Consider the following 15,103-nt stretch of genomic DNA (forward strand, 5'->3'; position numbering starts at 1 on the left):
GTTCGGGCGTGGGGGGGTCGGGTTCGGTGTCGTCATGCTGCGGCTCCGCCCCCCGTTCCGTGCCCTCGCGGCTGCCTGCCCGTACTTTACGGCCCGTTCGGGCCGATCTTGCCGTCGGCGACCCCTACCCACCGGTATGACGTTCTGGCAAGCTGCGCGCATGACTTCCCCCGCCGCCGACCGGGCCCGCTACGACCGGGCCACCGCCCATCTCGAGGCCCCGCTGGCCGTCGTGGACCTGGCGGCCTTCGACGCGAACGCCGAGGACATCGTCCGCCGGGCCGGCGGCAAGCCGGTGCGGGTGGCGAGCAAGTCCGTCCGCTGCCGGGCCCTGCTCGAACGCGTCCTGGCCCGGCCGGGGTTCGCGGGGATCATGTCGTACACGCTCGCCGAGTCGCTGTGGCTGGCCCGCTCCGGCTTCGACGACGTCCTGCTCGCCTATCCGTCGGCCGACCGCCGCGGCTTCGCCGAGCTGGCCTCGGACCCCAAGCTGGCCGCCGCGGTCACGGTCATGGTCGACGACCAGGCGCAGCTGGAGCTGATCGACCGGGCCCGGGACGGTGGGCGCGAGGAGATCCGGGTCTGTCTGGAGCTGGACACCTCGCTCCAGCTGCTGGCCGGCCTGGTCCGCTTCGGCGCCCGCCGCTCGCCGCTGCGCGAGCCCGCCGAACTGGCCGCGCTGGCGCGGGCGGTGATCGCCCGGCCCGGGTTCAAGGTGGTCGGGGTGATGGGGTACGAGGGGCACATCGCCGGGGTCGGCGACGCCCCGGCCGGGCGGCCGCTGCGCGCGCAGGCGGTCCGGCTGATGCAGCGCACGGCCGCCGCGGAGCTGGCGGCCCGCCGGGCCGAGGCGGTCCGCGCGGTCCGCGAGGTGGTCCCGGACCTGGAGTTCGTCAACGGCGGCGGCACCGGCAGCGTCCAGCGGACCGCGGCCGAGGAGGCGGTGACCGAGATCGCCGCGGGGTCGGGGCTGTACCAGCCGCGGCTGTTCGACCACTACACCTCGTTCCGCGGCCGCCCGGCCGCCCTGTTCGCCCAGCCCGTGGTGCGCCGTCCCGGCGTGGGCGTGGTCACCGTGCTCGGCGGTGGCTACCCGGCCTCGGGCGCCCCGGGCCGGGACCGGCTGCCGGTCCCGTACCTGCCGCAAGGGCTGCGCTACGACCGCCAGGAGGCGGCCGGTGAGGTGCAGACCCCGCTGCTGGGCGCCCCGGCCGACGATCTGCTGATCGGCGACCGGGTGTGGTTCCGGCACGCCAAGGCGGGCGAGATGTGCGAGCGGTTCGAGGAGCTGCACCTGGTGGAGGGCGACCGGGTGACGGCCTCCGTCCCGACGTACCGGGGCGAAGGCCGCACCTTCCTCTGATCCCGCCGGTGTCCCGTGTCCCCTACAGCGGGGTGACGTAGGCGCCCGAGATGCCGCCGTCGACCAGGAAGTCGCTGGCGTTGACGAACGAGGAGTCGTCGCTCGCCAGGAAGGCGACGGCGGCGGCGATCTCCTCGGCCTCGGCGAACCGGCCGACGGGGATGTGGACCAGGCGCCGGGCGGCCCGCTCGGGGTCCTTGGCGAACAGCTCCTGCAGCAGCGGGGTGTTGACCGGTCCCGGGCACAGCGCGTTCACCCGGATGCCCTCGCGGGCGAACTGCACGCCCAGCTCGCGGGACATGGCCAGCACGCCGCCCTTGGAGGCGGTGTACGAGATCTGCGAGGTGGCCGCGCCCATGATCGCGACGAAGGACGCGGTGTTGATGATCGAGCCCTTGCCCTGGCGCCGCATGTACGGCAGGGCGGCCTTGCAGCACAGGTAGACCGAGGTCAGGTTGACCTCCTGGACCCGCTTCCAGGCCTCCAGGCCGGTCTCCAGGATGGAGTCGTCGTCGGGCGGGGAGATGCCGGCGTTGTTGAAGGCGATGTCGACGGAGCCGTAGGTCTCGAACGCGGTGCGGAACAGCGCCTCGACCTCCTCGGGGTCGGTGACGTCGACCTTGACGTAGGTGCCGCCGACCTCCTCGGCCGCGGCCTTGCCCGCCGTCTCGTCGATGTCGCCGCAGACGACGTGGGCGCCTTCGGAGGCGAGCCGGCGGGCGGTGGCGAGCCCGATGCCGCTGCCGGCCCCGGTGATGACGGCGGTACGGCCGACCAGGCGGCGGCAGACGATCTCTTCGGTGCGGTCGGTCATGGTGGTTCAGGCCTCCGTGCTGATGAAGACGTTCTTGGTCTCGGTGAAGGCGGCGAGGGCGTCGGGGCCGAGTTCACGGCCGAGCCCGGACTGCTTGTAGCCGCCGAAGGGGGTCCAGTAGCGGACGCTGCTGTGGGAATTGACGGACAGGTTGCCGGCGGCGACGGCCCGCGAGACGCGGATCGCACGGCCGACGTCGCGGGTCCAGATCGACCCGGAGAGCCCGTACTCGGTGGCGTTGGCCAGGCGTACGGCCTCCTCCTCGTCCTCGAAGGGCAGGACGACGGCGACGGGGCCGAAGACCTCCTCGGTGGCGACCGGCGCGGTGGGGGCGACGCCGGTGACCACGGTCGGCGGGTACCAGAAGCCGGGGCCCTCGGGGGCGGTGCCGCGGATCGTGGTGAGGCCGTCGGTGACGTAGGAGCGGACCCGCTCGCGCTGGGCGGCCGAGATCAGCGGTCCCATCTGGGTCTTCTCGTCGCCCGGGTCGCCGACCCGGACGCCTTCGATCCCGGGGGCGAGCAGTTCCAGGAAGCGGTCGTGGACCTCGCGCTGGACCAGGATCCGGGTGCGGGCGCAGCAGTCCTGGCCGGTGTTGTCGAGGAAGGACATGGGCGCGGCAGCGGCGGCGGCGTCGAGGTCGGCGTCGGCGAAGACGATGTTGGGGCTCTTGCCGCCGAGTTCGAGGGTGACGCGCTTCACCCGGGCGGAGCACTTGGCCATGATCTGCTTGCCGACCCGGGTGGAGCCGGTGAAGACGATCTTGGCCACGCCCGGGTGCTCGACGAGGGCGTCGCCGGCGACCGGCCCGGTGCCGGGGAGCACCTGGAACAGGTGCTCGGGGATCCCGGCCTCCAGGGCGAGCTCGGCCAGCCGCAGGGCCGTCAGCGGGGTGGTCTCGGCGGGCTTGAGCAGGACGGCGTTGCCGGCGGCGAGGGCGGGGGCCAGGCCCCAGGCGGCGATCGGCATCGGGAAGTTCCAGGGGGCGATCACGCCGATGACGCCGAGGGGTTCGAGGAAGGTGACGTCGAGTCCGCCGGGAACGGGGATCTGGCGGCCCGAGAGCCGCTCGACGCCGCCGGCGGCGAAGTCGAGCAGGTCGCGGACGTTGCCGGCTTCCCAGCGGGCGTTGCCGACGGTGTGGCCCGCCTCGCGGACCTCCAGCCGGGCGAGTTCCTCGATGTGGTCGTCGACCACGGAGGCGAAGCGGCGCAGCAGGCGGGCGCGGTCGGCGGGGGCGGCCGCGGCCCAGCCGCGCTGGGCCGCGGCGGCCCGGGCGACGGCGGTGTCGACATCGTCCCGTGTGGCGGCCGGGACGAGGGCGACACGTTCTTCGGTGGCCGGGTTGAGCACTTCCAGCTGGACGGGGTCCGGCTCGACGGGCACGTGGTTCCTCACAGTCGTTCGAAGGAGCGGCGCAGTTCCCAGTCGGTCACCGCGGAGTCGTAGGCGTCGAGTTCGACGCGGGCCATGTTGCGGTAGTGGGCGACCACCTCGGGGCCGAAGGCGGCCTTGGCGATCTCGCTGGTCTCCCAGAGCTCGGCCGCCTCCCGCAGGGTCGAGGGGACGTGCTCCAGGTCGGCGGCGTAGGCGTTGCCGGAGCAGGCCTCGGGCAGTTCCAGGCGGTTGTCGATGCCGTAGAGGCCGGCGGCGACCAGGCCGGCGACGGCGAGGTAGGGGTTGACATCGCCTCCGGGGAGGCGGTTCTCGAAGCGCATCGAGCGGCCGTGGCCGACGACGCGCAGGGCGCAGGTGCGGTTGTCCACGCCCCAGGCGACGGCGGTGGGGGCGAAGGAGCCCGGCCGGAAACGCTTGTACGAGTTGATGTTGGGGGCGTAGAGAAGGGAGAACTCGCGCAGCGCGGCCAGTTGGCCGGCCAGGAAGTGGCGCATGGTCGGCGACATGCCGCCCGGCCCGTCGCCGGCCATGGCGTTGCGCCCGTCGGCGTCGGTGAGGGAGAGGTGGATGTGGCAGGAGTTGCCCTCGCGCTCGTCGAACTTGGCCATGAAGGTGAGCGCGACGCCTTCCTGGGAGGCGATCTCCTTGGCCCCGGTCTTGTAGACGGCGTGCTGGTCGCAGGTGACCAGGGCCTCGTCGTAGCGGAAGGCGATCTCGTGCTGGCCGAGGTTGCACTCGCCCTTGGCGGACTCCACGGTGAGGCCGGCGGCCTGCATCTCGTTGCGGATGCGGCGCAGCAGGGGCTCGACGCGGCCGGTGCCGAGGACGGAGTAGTCGATGTTGTACTGGTTGGCGGGGGTCAGGCCGCGGTAGCCGGAGCTCCAGGCCTGCTCGTAGGTGTCGCGGAAGACCATGAACTCCAGCTCGGTGCCGACCTGGGCGGTGAACCCGAGGTCGGCGAGCCGTTCGAGCTGGCGGCGCAGGATCTGCCGGGGGGCGGCGACGACCGGGCTGCCGTCGTGCCAGGCCAGGTCGGCCAGGACCATGGCCGTGCCCTCGTTCCAGGGGACGCGGCGCAGGGTGGCGAGGTCGGGGTGCAGGGCGAAGTCGCCGTAGCCGCGCTCCCAGGAGGACATCTCGTAGCCGTCGACGGTGTTCATGTCGGTGTCGACGGCCAGGAGGTAGTTGCAGCCCTCGGTGCCGTGCTCCAGCACCTCGTCGAGGAAGAACGGTGCGGCGAACCGCTTGCCCTGGAGGCGCCCCTGCATGTCGGGGAAGGCCAGGACGACGGTGTCGATCTCACCGCTCGCGACGAGGGCCCGGAGCTCCTCGACGGCCAGCGGCGGCGTGCGGTCAACCACGGGATTCTCTCCTTCGGTGAGCCGAGTAGGCCTAAGGTATTGAAAAGAACCATTGCTTGGGAAGGGGAAAGGCCGAGATGACGGACACGGCCGGCGAGAGCGGTACGGGCGTGGGGGCGCCGCCCGGTTGGGCGCGGCTGACTCCCGTGCTGCGCCAGGTACGGGCGGGCAACGGTTTCGAGGAGGCCCTGGAGCAGATCCTCCAGGTGGTCCGGCTGGGCCTGGTGCCCGCCGGGGAACGGCTGCCACCCGAGCGGGAGTTGGCGGAGCGGATGGGGATCAGCCGGGTGACCCTGCGCGAGGTGCTCAAGGTGCTCCAGGACCAGGGCCTGGTGGAGTCCCGGCGCGGCCGCTACGGCGGTACGTTCGTGCTGCCCCGGCCCGACCCCCCGGCCATGGGCGCCGAGGAGGCACTGCGCCGCCGGGTCGCCTCGGTGGACATGGAGGACGTCCTGCGGTTCCGCGAGGTCCTGGAGGTGGGCGCGGCCGGGCTGTGCGCCTCCCAGGGGCTGACCGCACCGGAACGGGCGCGGCTGCGGGCGGCGCTGGCCGCCACCCATGACGCGCCGCTGTCCGACTACCGCCGCCAGGACACCCTGTTCCACCTGGCCCTGTGCGAGCTGGCCGGCTCCGCCACCCTGACGGCCCAGTACGCCGCCGTCCGGGCCACGGTCAACGACCTGCTGGACTGCATCCCGCTGCTGGTGCGCAACCTGGAGCACTCCCAGCAGCAGCACACCGTCCTGGTGGACGCCGTACTGGAGCGGGACGCGGAGGCCGCCCGCGCGGTCATGCGCGAGCACTGCTGCGGCACGGCGGCGCTGCTGCGGGGCTTCCTGGCGTGAGGGGGGTGACGGCGGCGACGGACGGGAGGCACGCGCGGCACGCGGCGGGGGCGACGGCGGCGACGGACGTAACCCGGGTTTAACGCAAGGGTCTTGCGCACCGCCCGCCCGACAGGCAAAGGTACGCGGCACAACCATTGCCCTGAGGCAGGAGCGCACATGGCCGACGACATCGAGGCACCGACACGCACCACCGCCGCCGTGCCCGGACCCACCCCGTCCCCCGACGGCGACGACGGCTACCTCGAACGCCGCACCCTGCGCCGCGGCTCCGCGGGCTGGCTGCTGCTCACCGGGCTCGGGGTCGCCTACGTCGTCTCCGGCGACTTCTCCGGCTGGAACGCGGGCCTGAAGGAGGGCGGCTTCGGCGGACTCGCCGTCGCCACCGTCGTCATGGGCGTCATGTACGCCTGCCTGGTCTTCTCCCTGGCCGAGCTGTCCGCGATCCTGCCCACGGCCGGTGGCGGCTACGGCTTCGCCCGCCGGGCGCTCGGGCCCTGGGGCGGCTTCCTGACCGGTACCGCCATCCTCATCGAGTACGTCCTCGCACCCGCCGCGATCGTCATCTTCATCGGTAAGTACGTCGAGTCCCTGGGTCTGTTCGGGCTCACCTCGGGCTGGCCCGTCTACCTCGTCTGCTTCGCGCTCTTCCTCGGCATCCACCTGTGGGGGGTCGGCGAGGCCCTGCGCTTCTCCCTCGTCGTCACCGCCGTCGCCGTCGTCGCGCTGCTGATCTTCGCAGTCGGAGCCTTCACCGCATTCGACCCCGGCAAACTGAACGACGTCCCCGTGGACCCCACCGCCCTCGGCTCCGGCTCCTGGCTGCCGCTCGGCGTGCTGGGCATCTGGGCGGCCTTCCCCTTCGGCATGTGGTTCTTCCTCGGCGTGGAGGGCGTCCCGCTGGCCGCCGAGGAGGCCAAGGACCCGGTGCGCTCCATGCCCCGCGCGCTCACCCTGTCCATGGGCGTGCTGGCCCTGCTCGCCCTGCTCACCTTCCTCGCCTCGACCGGGGCGCGCGGCGCCGACGCCATCAAGGAGGCCGGCGATCCGCTGCTGGTGGCCCTGGAGGGCGACCAGGGGCTGTCCTGGCTGCGCACCTTCGTCAACTACGCGGGTCTGGCGGGCCTGGTGGCCTCCTTCTTCTCCCTCATCTACGCCGGCTCCCGGCAGCTGTTCGCCCTCTCCCGGGCCGGCTACCTGCCCCGCTTCCTGTCCCTGACCTCCCGGCGCAAGGCCCCGTACCTGGGGCTGCTGATCCCCGGCGCGCTCGGCTTCGCGCTCGCCGCGGCCACCGGTGACGGCCAGCGGCTGCTCAACATCGCGGTGTTCGGCGCCGCCATCTCCTACGCCCTGATGGCCCTGTCCCACATCGTGCTGCGCCGCCGGGAGCCCGACCTGCCCCGGCCCTACCGGACTCCGGGCGGGGTGGTCACCTCGACGGTGGCCTTCGTACTGGCCCTGGCGGCCCTGGTGGCCACCTTCCTGGTGGACAAGGACGCCGCATTCATCGCACTGGCCGTGTACGCGGCCGCGCTGGGCTACTTCGCGATCTACAGTCGGCACCGGCTGGTCGCCTCCGCGCCGGAGGAGGAGTTCGCGGCGCTGGCGGCGGCCGAGGCCGAGCTGACCCGCGACTGACCGCTCCGCACCACCCCCTCGTCGTCCGTTGGAGGTACGCACCGTGTCCAGGCCGCTCATCGGCATCACCACCTACGTGGAGTCGTCCACCCGCTTCGGCGTGTGGGACGGCGTTCCCACGGTCCTCACCCCGACCGGGTACCACCGGCTGGTCCAGGCGGCGGGGGGCGCGGCCGTGCTGCTGCCGCCCGACGAGCCCGGGTCGGCGGCGGAGGTGCTGAGCCGGGTGGACGGCCTGGTCGTAGCCGGCGGCCCGGACGTGGACCCGGCCCGCTACGGCGCCGAGCGCGACCCCCGCACCGGCCCGCCGGCCACCGAGCGGGACGCGTGGGAACTGGCCCTGATCGGAGCGGCGTTGGCGGCGGACGTCCCCGTCCTGGGCATCTGCCGCGGCATGCAGGCGCTGAACGTGGCCCTGGGCGGCACGCTGATCCAGCACCTGGACGGGCACATCGAGACCCCGGGCAGGATGTCCTGGCACCCCGTCACCCCGGTGCCGGGCACCCGCTACGCCGCGCTGGTCCCCGAGGAGGCGCAGGTCCCGACGTACCACCACCAGGCCGTCGACCGGCTCGGGCGGGGCCTGGTGGTCTCGGCCCACGCGGCGGACGGCACGGTGGAGGCCGTCGAACTGCCCGACCCGGACCGCTGGGTGCTGGGCGTGCAGTGGCACCCGGAGCGCGACGAGGACACCCGCGTGATGGCCGCTCTGGTCGAGGCCGCCCTGGCCCGTACGGCGGTCGCGGTGGGCTGAGCCGGTCCCCCGGCCCCGGCCCGCGCCCGCGCCCGCGCCCGCGCCCGGGTCAGCGGGCGGCCGGTGCCCGGGTCAAGGACAGCAGGTCGCGCGCCGGACCCGCCGGGCGGGTGCCCGTGGGCCAGATCGCGCGCAGGGCCCGCCCCAGTACGGCGCCCTCGACCGGGACCTCGATCAGACGACGGCCGGCGAGCTCGTCCACCAGGGCCAGTTCCGACAGCACGCACGGCCCGGCCCCGCTGACGGCCGCCGCCTTGACCGCGGTGGTCGACGCCAGCTCCAGCAGCGGCGCGGCCAGCCCGCCGTGCGCGGCCAGGGCGGTGTCCAGCACCTGCCGCGTCCCCGACCCCCGTTCCCGCAGCACCAGCGGGGTCGCGGCCAGCTCCGCCGCCGGGACCGGGGACCGGCGGCGGGCCCAGGGGTGGCCGGGGGCGACGGCGACGACCAGCCGGTCCTGGGCGATCACCGCCGAGGCCAGCCCCTCCGGCACGGTCACCCCCTCCACGAATCCGAGGTCCGCCTCGTGCCCGAGCACCCGGGCCGCCACCAGGGCCGAGTTCCCGGCCTGGAGCGAGACGGCCGTGGCCGGCCACTGCCCGCGCAGGGCGATCAGCCAGCCCGGCAGCAGGTACTCGGCGATGGTCATGCTGGCCGCCACCCGCAGGCGGGAGTCCCGCCGGCCGCGCAACGCCTGCGCGCCCGCGTCGAAGGCCTCGGCCGCCTCCACGATCCGCAGGGCCCAGTCCGTGACCAGCGCCCCCTCGTCCGTGAGCTTCGAACCGCGCGGGGAACGGTCGACCAGGGCCACCCCCAGCAGGGTCTCCATCGCCCGGATCCGGCTGCTGGCGGCGGGCTGGGTGATGCCCAGCTCCCGGGCGGCGGCGCCCAGGCTGCCGAGCCGGGCCACGGCCAGCAGCAGTTCCAGGGCACCCAGGTCCGGGACCCGGTGGGCCAGCGGAACGTTCCTCCTACTCATAAATGGAGTTTATGGCCTCATAGGAGATCGCCGTCTACGCAGGTGATCGCCCCGGCACGACAGTGGAGACATGGCCACCGTCGCCGAGACCCGGCACCCGCACCACGTCCCGCACCGGCACCACCCCCTGCCCGGTCCGTTCACCACCCCGCAGCCGCGCCGCCTGCCGGCGCTGCGCCACCTGGGCCCCAACTGGTACGCGGCCGTGATGGGCACCGCCATCGTCGCCAACGCCGGCGCCTCCTTCCCGTACGGGGTCCCCGGCCTGCGCACCGCCTGCCAGGTGGTCTGGGCCCTGTCGGCCGTGGCCCTGGTGGTGGTCCTCGTCGCCCGTGCCGGGCACTGGCTGTACCACCGCGACCAGGCCCGCGCCCACCTCCTCGACCCGGCCGTGGCCCCCTTCTACGGCTGTCTGGCCATGGCCCTGCTGGCCGTCGGCGCCGGCACCCTGCTCGTCGGCAAGGACCTCGTCGGCGAGGGCGTGGCGGTCGCCGTGGACGCCGTGCTCTTCACCGCCGGTACCGCCGTCGGCCTGGTCGCGGCCGTGGCCGTGCCCTACCTGATGGTCGTGCGGCACCGGGTGGAGCCCGGCCAGGCCGGCCCGGTCTGGCTGCTGCCGCTGGTGGCCCCCATGGTCTCCGCCGCCGTCGGCCCGCTGCTCGTGCCCCACCTGCCCGCCGGGCAGGCCCGCGAGGGGATGCTGCTGGCCTGCTACGCCATGTTCGGCATCAGCCTGCTCGCCACCCTGATGCTGCTGCCGCTGATCGTCGGCCGGCTGATCGTCGCCGGTCCGCTGCCGCTGGCGCTGACCCCGACCCTGTTCCTCGTGCTCGGCCCGATGGGCCAGTCCGTCACCGCCGTCAACCAGCTCGCCGACCAGGCCGCGGGCGCCGTGCAGGCCCCGTACGCCGGAGGCCTGGCCGCCTTCGCCGTGGTCTACGGGGTCCCCGTGATCGGCTTCGCCCTGCTGTGGCTGGCGCTGGCGCTGGCCATGGTGGTCCGGGCCGCCCGGGCCGGGATGCCGTTCGCCCTGACCTGGTGGGCCTTCACCTTCCCCGTCGGCACCTGTGTCACCGGCGCCGAGGGCCTGTCCCGGCACACCGGACTGGTCGCCTTCCAGTGGCTCGCGGCCGCCCTGTTCGCCTTCCTGGTGGCCGCCTGGCTGACCGCCGCCGTGCGGACCGTGCGCGGCCTGGCCGCCGGCCGGCTGCTGGCCCCGCCCGCACCGGCCCCCGCCGCCGCCCCCGCCCGCTGACCCCCGGTAGCGCCGGTGCCCCGGTCCCGCTGAGCGCCGTACGGAGCCTCCCGTCCCGTACGGCGCTCAGCGCGCCTCGGCCAGCGCCCGGGCCAGGACCTGCGGGGCCTCCACCAGCGAGGGCCCGTACCAGGTCAGGTGCCGGCCGCTGACCAGGGCGGCGGGGATGCCGGGGAAGGCCTCGGGGCCGTCCTCGGCGGTGAAGCGGTAGGGCTCGTCGGGGAGCACCACCAGGTCGCACCCGGACGCCGCCAGCTCCTCCGCGGGCACCTTCGGGTACCGCTCGGGGTGGCTGCCGTAGGCGTTGACCACGCCGAGCCGGGCCAGCAGGTCCCCGGCGAAGGTGTCGCGGCCCAGCACCATCCAGGGCCGCCGCCACACCGGCACGAACGCCCGCCGGACGCCGACCGCCTCCACCCCCGCCCAGGCCTTCTCCGCAGCGGTGAGCCATCCGGGCCGGGGCAGCCCCAGGGCGCCGGTCAGCAGCCGGTCCAGCTCGGCGAAGGCCTGCGGCAGGGTCCGCACCTCCGTGACCAGGACCGGGAGCCCGGCGGCCCGGAGCGCGGCCAGGTCCGGGGCGCGGTTCTCCTCCTCGTTGGCGATCACCAGATCGGGGCGGAGCGCCACGATCGCGGCCACGTCCGGGTTCTTCGTCCCGCCGATCCGTACGGCGTCCAGCCCGGCCGGGTGGGTGCACCAGTCGGTGACCCCCACCAGCAGCTCCGGGGGCCCGCTCGCGGCGACCGCGTCGGTCAGCGAGGGCACCAGCGAGACGACGCGCCGCACCGGGTCAGTGCCCCGGGGAGGGCGGCTCGGAGGTCGCGTGGATGTGGTCGCCCACCGCGACCACCAGGATCCGCGTGTCCTCGGTGACCGTGCGCCAGCGGTGGCGCACCCCGCCCGACAGGAACAGCGAGTCGCCGCTCTCCAGCCGGTAGGCCCGGCCCTCCGCCTCCACCTGGCAGGCGCCGGAGACCACGTACATCAGCTCGTCGTTGCGGTGCTGGTACTCGCGCCCGGCGTCCTGGTCCCCGGTGAACTCCAGGGCGTGCAGCTGGTGGTGGCCGCGCACCAGCGGCCGTACGCCCGGCACCGGCTCCAGGCCGGAGGCGTCGGCGGCCCGTACGAGATCCACGGTGCGCGCGGTGTCCGAAGCCGCCAGCAGTTCGACGGCCGTGGTCTGCAGCGCGTCGGCGACCCGCTCCAGGGAGCGCATGCTGGGCCGGGCCCGTTCGTTCTCTATCTGGCTGAGGAAGGGCACCGAGAGCCCGCTGCGCGCCGACACCGCGGCGAGGGTGAGCTGGAGCGCCCGGCGCCGCTTGCGCACGGCCACTCCGACCCTGAGCGGTTCCTTGACGTCCTTTTCCTTTTCCTTGTCGTCCATGGCGGGGCTGCCCTCCCCTTGTCCGGCGCACATGGATGTGCTGTAAGCACCTTACGCAGCATCGGCCCCCGGTTTCGCGTGCACGGGCGGACCCGTGGGTGCGCCCGAGGTGAACTCCAGTGCCCGGACCGTCACTGTCCGTGGTGTACGGCATGATCGGACAGGTGACCCGACGCCTGATGCTCCTCGACACCGCTTCGCTCTACTTCCGCGCGTACTTCGGCGTGCCGGACTCCGTCCGGGCCCCCGACGGCACCCCCGTCAACGCCGTGCGCGGACTGCTGGACTTCATCGCCCGGCTGGTCCAGGACCACCGCCCGGACGAGCTGGTGGCCTGCATGGACGCCGACTGGCGGCCGCACTGGCGGGTGGAGCTGATCCCCTCGTACAAGGCGCACCGGGTGGCACAGGAGGTGCCGGCCGGCCCGGACGAGGAGGAGGTGCCCGACACCCTGGCGCCGCAGGTGCCGATCATCGAGGCGGCGCTGGACGCGTTCGGGATCGCCCGCGTGGGTGTCGCGGGGTACGAGGCGGACGACGTCATCGGCACGCTCACGGCCCGGGCGACCGGCCCGGTGGACATCGTCACGGGCGACCGGGACCTGTTCCAGCTCGTCGACGACGCCCGGCAGCGGCGGGTGCTGTACCCGCTGAAGGGGGTCGGCACCCTCCAGGTCACCGACGAGGCGCTGCTGCGCGAGAAGTACGGGGTGGACGGCCCGGGGTACGCGGACCTGGCGCTGCTGCGCGGGGACCCGAGCGACGGCCTGCCGGGGGTGCCGGGGATCGGCGAGAAGACGGCGGCGAAGCTTCTGGCGGCGTACGGGGACCTGGCCGGGATCATGGCGGCGGTCGCCGATCCGCGCTCGAAGCTCACTCCGACGCAGCGCAGGCGTCTGGATGAATCCCGGCCGTACATCGAGGTCGCGCCGAAGGTGGTCCAGGTCGCCCCGGACGTCCCGCTGCCCCCGTTCGACCCGGCGCTCCCGTCCGTTCCGGCGCATCCTGAGGTGGTGGAGGCGCTGGCCCGTCGGTGGGGTCTGGGCGGTGCGGTGTCGCGGTTGACTGCCGCACTCCGCCCTGACGTGCTAGCTTAGCCTAACCTAAGTTTCAGGGGAGTCAGGGGAGACGCCGTGGCTGAAGGACGCGTTCGCACAGTCGGCACCGCAGTCGTCGTACGCACGGAGCGGCTCACGCCACACATGGTGCGCGTCGTCCTGGGCGGTGAAGGGCTGCGCGGATTCGCCGCCGAGGAGTTCACGGACCATTACGTCAAGCTCCTGTTCGCCCCCGAGGGCGTCTCCTACCCCGAGCCGTGGGACCTGGACCTGATCCGGGCCACGTTCCCGCGCGAGCAGTGGCCGCGGCAGCGGGCGTACACCGTCCGGCTGTGGGACCGGGCCCACCTGGAGCTGACCATCGACTTCGTCGTCCACGGCGACGAGGGCCTGGCCGGCCCGTGGGCCGCCCGGGTCCGCCCGGGCGAGCCGGTCCGCTTCCTGGGCCCCGGCGGCGCCTACGCCCCCGACCCGCAGGCCGGCTGGCACCTGCTGGCGGGCGACGAGTCGGCGCTGCCCGCGATCGCCGCGACCATGGAGCAGATGCCGCCGGGCGCGGAGGTCTTCGCCTTCGTCGAGGTCGACGGCCCGGACGACGAACAGAAGATCGCCACCCCGGACGGGATCACGCCCCTCTGGGTCCATCGCGGGGCCCGCCCGGTGGGCGAGGCCCTGGTCGAAGCGGTCACCTCCCTGGAGTTCCCCTCGCCCGACGTACAGGCGTTCGTCCACGGCGAGGCCGGCTTCGTCAAGGAGCTGCGCCACTACCTGCGCGTCGAGCGCGCGGTGCCGCGCGAGCAGCTGTCGATCTCCGGCTACTGGCGCCTCGGCCACACCGACGAGGGCTGGCGCGCCGTCAAGCGCGACTGGAACGCCCAGGTCGAGGCCGAGCAGGAGGCCTAGGCCGCTCGCCCCGGCCTTCCCGACCCCGCCGGGCCGCGCCGCCCGGCGCACGCTCCGCGCGTGCGGGGCCGCCGCGTCGGCGGGAGAATGTGGCCATGCGTACGGCGCGGTCGCTCGGCGTCGCCGGGCTCGTCGTGGCGCTGGCCGCCGGCCCCGCGAGCGCCGCGCCCAGCCCGCCTCCCCCGCCGCGCCCGCAGATCGGCGACGCCCAGCTGCGCACCGCCCTGGACCGCCTCGACGGCTACGTCACGGACGGCATGAAGCGCACCGGGGTCCCCGGGGTCGCCGTGGCCGTCGTCCACCGGGACAAGGTGGTCTACCTCAAGGGCTTCGGGGTGCGCCAAGCCGGCCGGCCCGAGCGGATCGATCCCGACACGGTCTTCCAGATCGCCTCGGTGTCCAAACCGATCGCCTCCACCGTGGTGGCCGGCACCTTCGGGCGCGCCGAGGACTGGGACCGCCACCGCGACCTGCCCGGCTTCGCCCTCAAGGACCCCTGGGTCAGCGCGCACGTCACCACCGCCGACCTGTTCTCCCACCGCAGCGGCCTGCCCGACCACGCCGGTGACCTCCTGGAGGACCTGGGATACGACCAGTCGTACATCCTGGGCCACCTCCGCCTGGAGCCCCTGGCCCCCTTCCGGGCCAGCTACGCCTACACCAACTTCGGCATGACCGCGGCGGCCGAGGCCGTCGCCCGGGACCACGGCACCACCTGGGAGAAGCTCAGCCAGGACACCCTGTTCAAGCCCGCCGGGATGACCCGTACCGCCACCACCTACCAGGCCTACGCCGCCCGGCCCGACCGCGCCGTCACCCACGTCCGCGCCGACGGCGGCGGCTGGACCCCCGGCCCCGCCCGGGTCCCCGACGCCCAGGCCGCGGCCGGCGGCGTCAGCTCCACCGCCCGGGACCTGGCCCGCTGGATGCGGCTCCAGCTCGGCGACGGCAGGCTCGACGGCCGGCAGGTCGTCGCGGCCGCTCCGCTGGAACGCACCCACGTCCCCGCGATCGTCTCGCAGCCGCCCGCCACCCCCACCGCTCGCGCCGGCTTCTACGGGCTCGGCTGGAACGTCTCCTACGACGACGCCGGGCGCCTGCGCCTGAGCCACTCCGGCGCCTTCGCCCTCGGCGCCAACACCAATGTCACGATGCTCCCGCTGGAGGAGCTCGGCATCGTCGTCCTCACCAACGCCGCCCCGGCGGGCCTGGCCGACGCCGTCGCCCTGGACTTCTTCGACACCGCCGAGCACGGCAAGGCCACCACCGACTGGCTGGGCCTGGCCGCCGGGCTCTACGCCCAGGAGGCGCAGGCGGAACGCTCCCCCACCGACTACGCCCACCCCCCGTCCGG

General features: G+C 74.2%; 14 protein-coding genes. 8 read left to right on the forward strand and 6 right to left on the reverse strand.

All coding sequences use genetic code 11. The features are described from left to right. Positions 1-160 precede the first annotated feature (160 nt). Positions 161-1,363, forward strand: a complete 1,203-nt coding sequence (locus EF918_RS22340; RefSeq protein WP_125649582.1) for an amino acid deaminase/aldolase — start codon at positions 161-163, stop codon at positions 1,361-1,363. 22 nt (positions 1,364-1,385) lie between these two features. Here the strand turns inward: EF918_RS22340 and EF918_RS22345 are convergent, their stop codons facing one another. The 3 genes from EF918_RS22345 to EF918_RS22355 are packed head-to-tail and all read right to left on the reverse strand — an operon-like array spanning position 1,386 to position 4,936. After that, on the reverse strand, positions 1,386-2,177 hold the full coding sequence (locus EF918_RS22345; protein WP_125649585.1) for a 3-oxoacyl-ACP reductase: 792 nt from the start codon (positions 2,175-2,177) through the stop codon (positions 1,386-1,388). A gap of 6 nt (positions 2,178-2,183) precedes the next feature. Further along, entirely contained in the window at positions 2,184-3,563 is a 1,380-nt protein-coding gene (locus EF918_RS22350; protein ID WP_185921860.1) for an aldehyde dehydrogenase, read from the reverse strand. Between the two features lie 8 nt (positions 3,564-3,571). Beyond that, positions 3,572-4,936 (reverse strand): glutamine synthetase family protein, encoded by a 1,365-nt coding sequence (locus EF918_RS22355; protein ID WP_125649588.1) that lies wholly within the window; start codon positions 4,934-4,936, stop codon positions 3,572-3,574. A 77-nt stretch (positions 4,937-5,013) separates the two neighbouring features. Between EF918_RS22355 and EF918_RS22360 the strand changes: the two genes are divergently transcribed. The 3 genes from EF918_RS22360 (at position 5,014) to EF918_RS22370 (ending at position 8,173) form a co-directional block, all read left to right on the forward strand. Continuing rightward, positions 5,014-5,781: a FadR/GntR family transcriptional regulator gene (locus EF918_RS22360; protein WP_125649591.1), complete on the forward strand. Its 768-nt coding sequence runs from the start codon at positions 5,014-5,016 to the stop codon at positions 5,779-5,781. A gap of 171 nt (positions 5,782-5,952) precedes the next feature. Beyond that, the gene (eat, locus tag EF918_RS22365) at positions 5,953-7,419 is read left to right on the forward strand and encodes an ethanolamine permease (protein WP_260610502.1); all 1,467 of its coding nucleotides are present in this window, start codon (positions 5,953-5,955) and stop codon (positions 7,417-7,419) included. 43 nt (positions 7,420-7,462) lie between these two features. Beyond that, positions 7,463-8,173 (forward strand): gamma-glutamyl-gamma-aminobutyrate hydrolase family protein, encoded by a 711-nt coding sequence (locus EF918_RS22370; RefSeq protein WP_125649596.1) that lies wholly within the window; start codon positions 7,463-7,465, stop codon positions 8,171-8,173. Between the two features lie 49 nt (positions 8,174-8,222). Here EF918_RS22370 and EF918_RS22375 read toward each other — a convergent pair whose 3' ends face one another. Further along, a complete protein-coding gene (locus EF918_RS22375) occupies positions 8,223-9,149 on the reverse strand; it encodes a LysR family transcriptional regulator (protein ID WP_185921861.1) in 927 nt (308 codons plus the stop codon). 70 nt (positions 9,150-9,219) lie between these two features. On the opposite strand from EF918_RS22375, the gene EF918_RS22380 reads away from it, so the two are divergent. Next, on the forward strand, positions 9,220-10,404 hold the full coding sequence (locus EF918_RS22380) for a TDT family transporter (RefSeq protein WP_125649599.1): 1,185 nt from the start codon (positions 9,220-9,222) through the stop codon (positions 10,402-10,404). A gap of 66 nt (positions 10,405-10,470) precedes the next feature. On the opposite strand, the gene EF918_RS22385 is transcribed toward EF918_RS22380, so the two are convergent. Both EF918_RS22385 and EF918_RS22390 read right to left on the reverse strand, forming a co-directional pair. Next, positions 10,471-11,190, reverse strand: a complete 720-nt coding sequence (locus EF918_RS22385) for a helical backbone metal receptor (protein WP_125649602.1) — start codon at positions 11,188-11,190, stop codon at positions 10,471-10,473. 4 nt (positions 11,191-11,194) lie between these two features. Further along, complete coding sequence (locus EF918_RS22390) at positions 11,195-11,788, reverse strand: helix-turn-helix domain-containing protein (protein WP_125649605.1); 594 nt, start codon at positions 11,786-11,788, stop codon at positions 11,195-11,197. A gap of 179 nt (positions 11,789-11,967) precedes the next feature. Here EF918_RS22390 and EF918_RS22395 point away from each other — a divergent pair, with 179 nt between their 5' ends. The 3 genes from EF918_RS22395 to EF918_RS22405 all read left to right on the forward strand — a co-directional run. Further along, positions 11,968-12,885, forward strand: a complete 918-nt coding sequence (locus EF918_RS22395) for a 5'-3' exonuclease (protein ID WP_125649617.1) — start codon at positions 11,968-11,970, stop codon at positions 12,883-12,885. Positions 12,886-12,921: 36 nt separating this feature from the next. Beyond that, positions 12,922-13,749 (forward strand): siderophore-interacting protein, encoded by an 828-nt coding sequence (locus tag EF918_RS22400; protein WP_125649608.1) that lies wholly within the window; start codon positions 12,922-12,924, stop codon positions 13,747-13,749. A gap of 95 nt (positions 13,750-13,844) precedes the next feature. After that, the coding region (locus tag EF918_RS22405) for a serine hydrolase (RefSeq protein ID WP_148141253.1) at positions 13,845-15,103 on the forward strand (1,259 nt) is incomplete at its 3' end.

The sequence above is a fragment of the Streptomyces sp. WAC06614 genome (assembly GCF_003949795.1).
Classification (GTDB): domain Bacteria; phylum Actinomycetota; class Actinomycetes; order Streptomycetales; family Streptomycetaceae; genus Streptomyces.

What these genes read in the sequence shown, in the direction of transcription:
- EF918_RS22375 (WP_185921861.1), bottom strand. Translation starts at nt 9,149, where the DNA reads ATGAGTAGGAGGAACGTTCCGCTGGCCCACCGGGTCCCGGACCTGGGT.
- EF918_RS22390 (WP_125649605.1), bottom strand. Translation starts at nt 11,788, where the DNA reads ATGGACGACAAGGAAAAGGAAAAGGACGTCAAGGAACCGCTCAGGGTC.
- EF918_RS22340 (WP_125649582.1), top strand. Translation starts at nt 161, where the DNA reads ATGACTTCCCCCGCCGCCGACCGGGCCCGCTACGACCGGGCCACCGCC.
- EF918_RS22345 (WP_125649585.1), bottom strand. Translation starts at nt 2,177, where the DNA reads ATGACCGACCGCACCGAAGAGATCGTCTGCCGCCGCCTGGTCGGCCGT.
- EF918_RS22360 (WP_125649591.1), top strand. Translation starts at nt 5,014, where the DNA reads ATGACGGACACGGCCGGCGAGAGCGGTACGGGCGTGGGGGCGCCGCCC.
- EF918_RS22395 (WP_125649617.1), top strand. Translation starts at nt 11,968, where the DNA reads ATGCTCCTCGACACCGCTTCGCTCTACTTCCGCGCGTACTTCGGCGTG.
- EF918_RS22380 (WP_125649599.1), top strand. Translation starts at nt 9,220, where the DNA reads ATGGCCACCGTCGCCGAGACCCGGCACCCGCACCACGTCCCGCACCGG.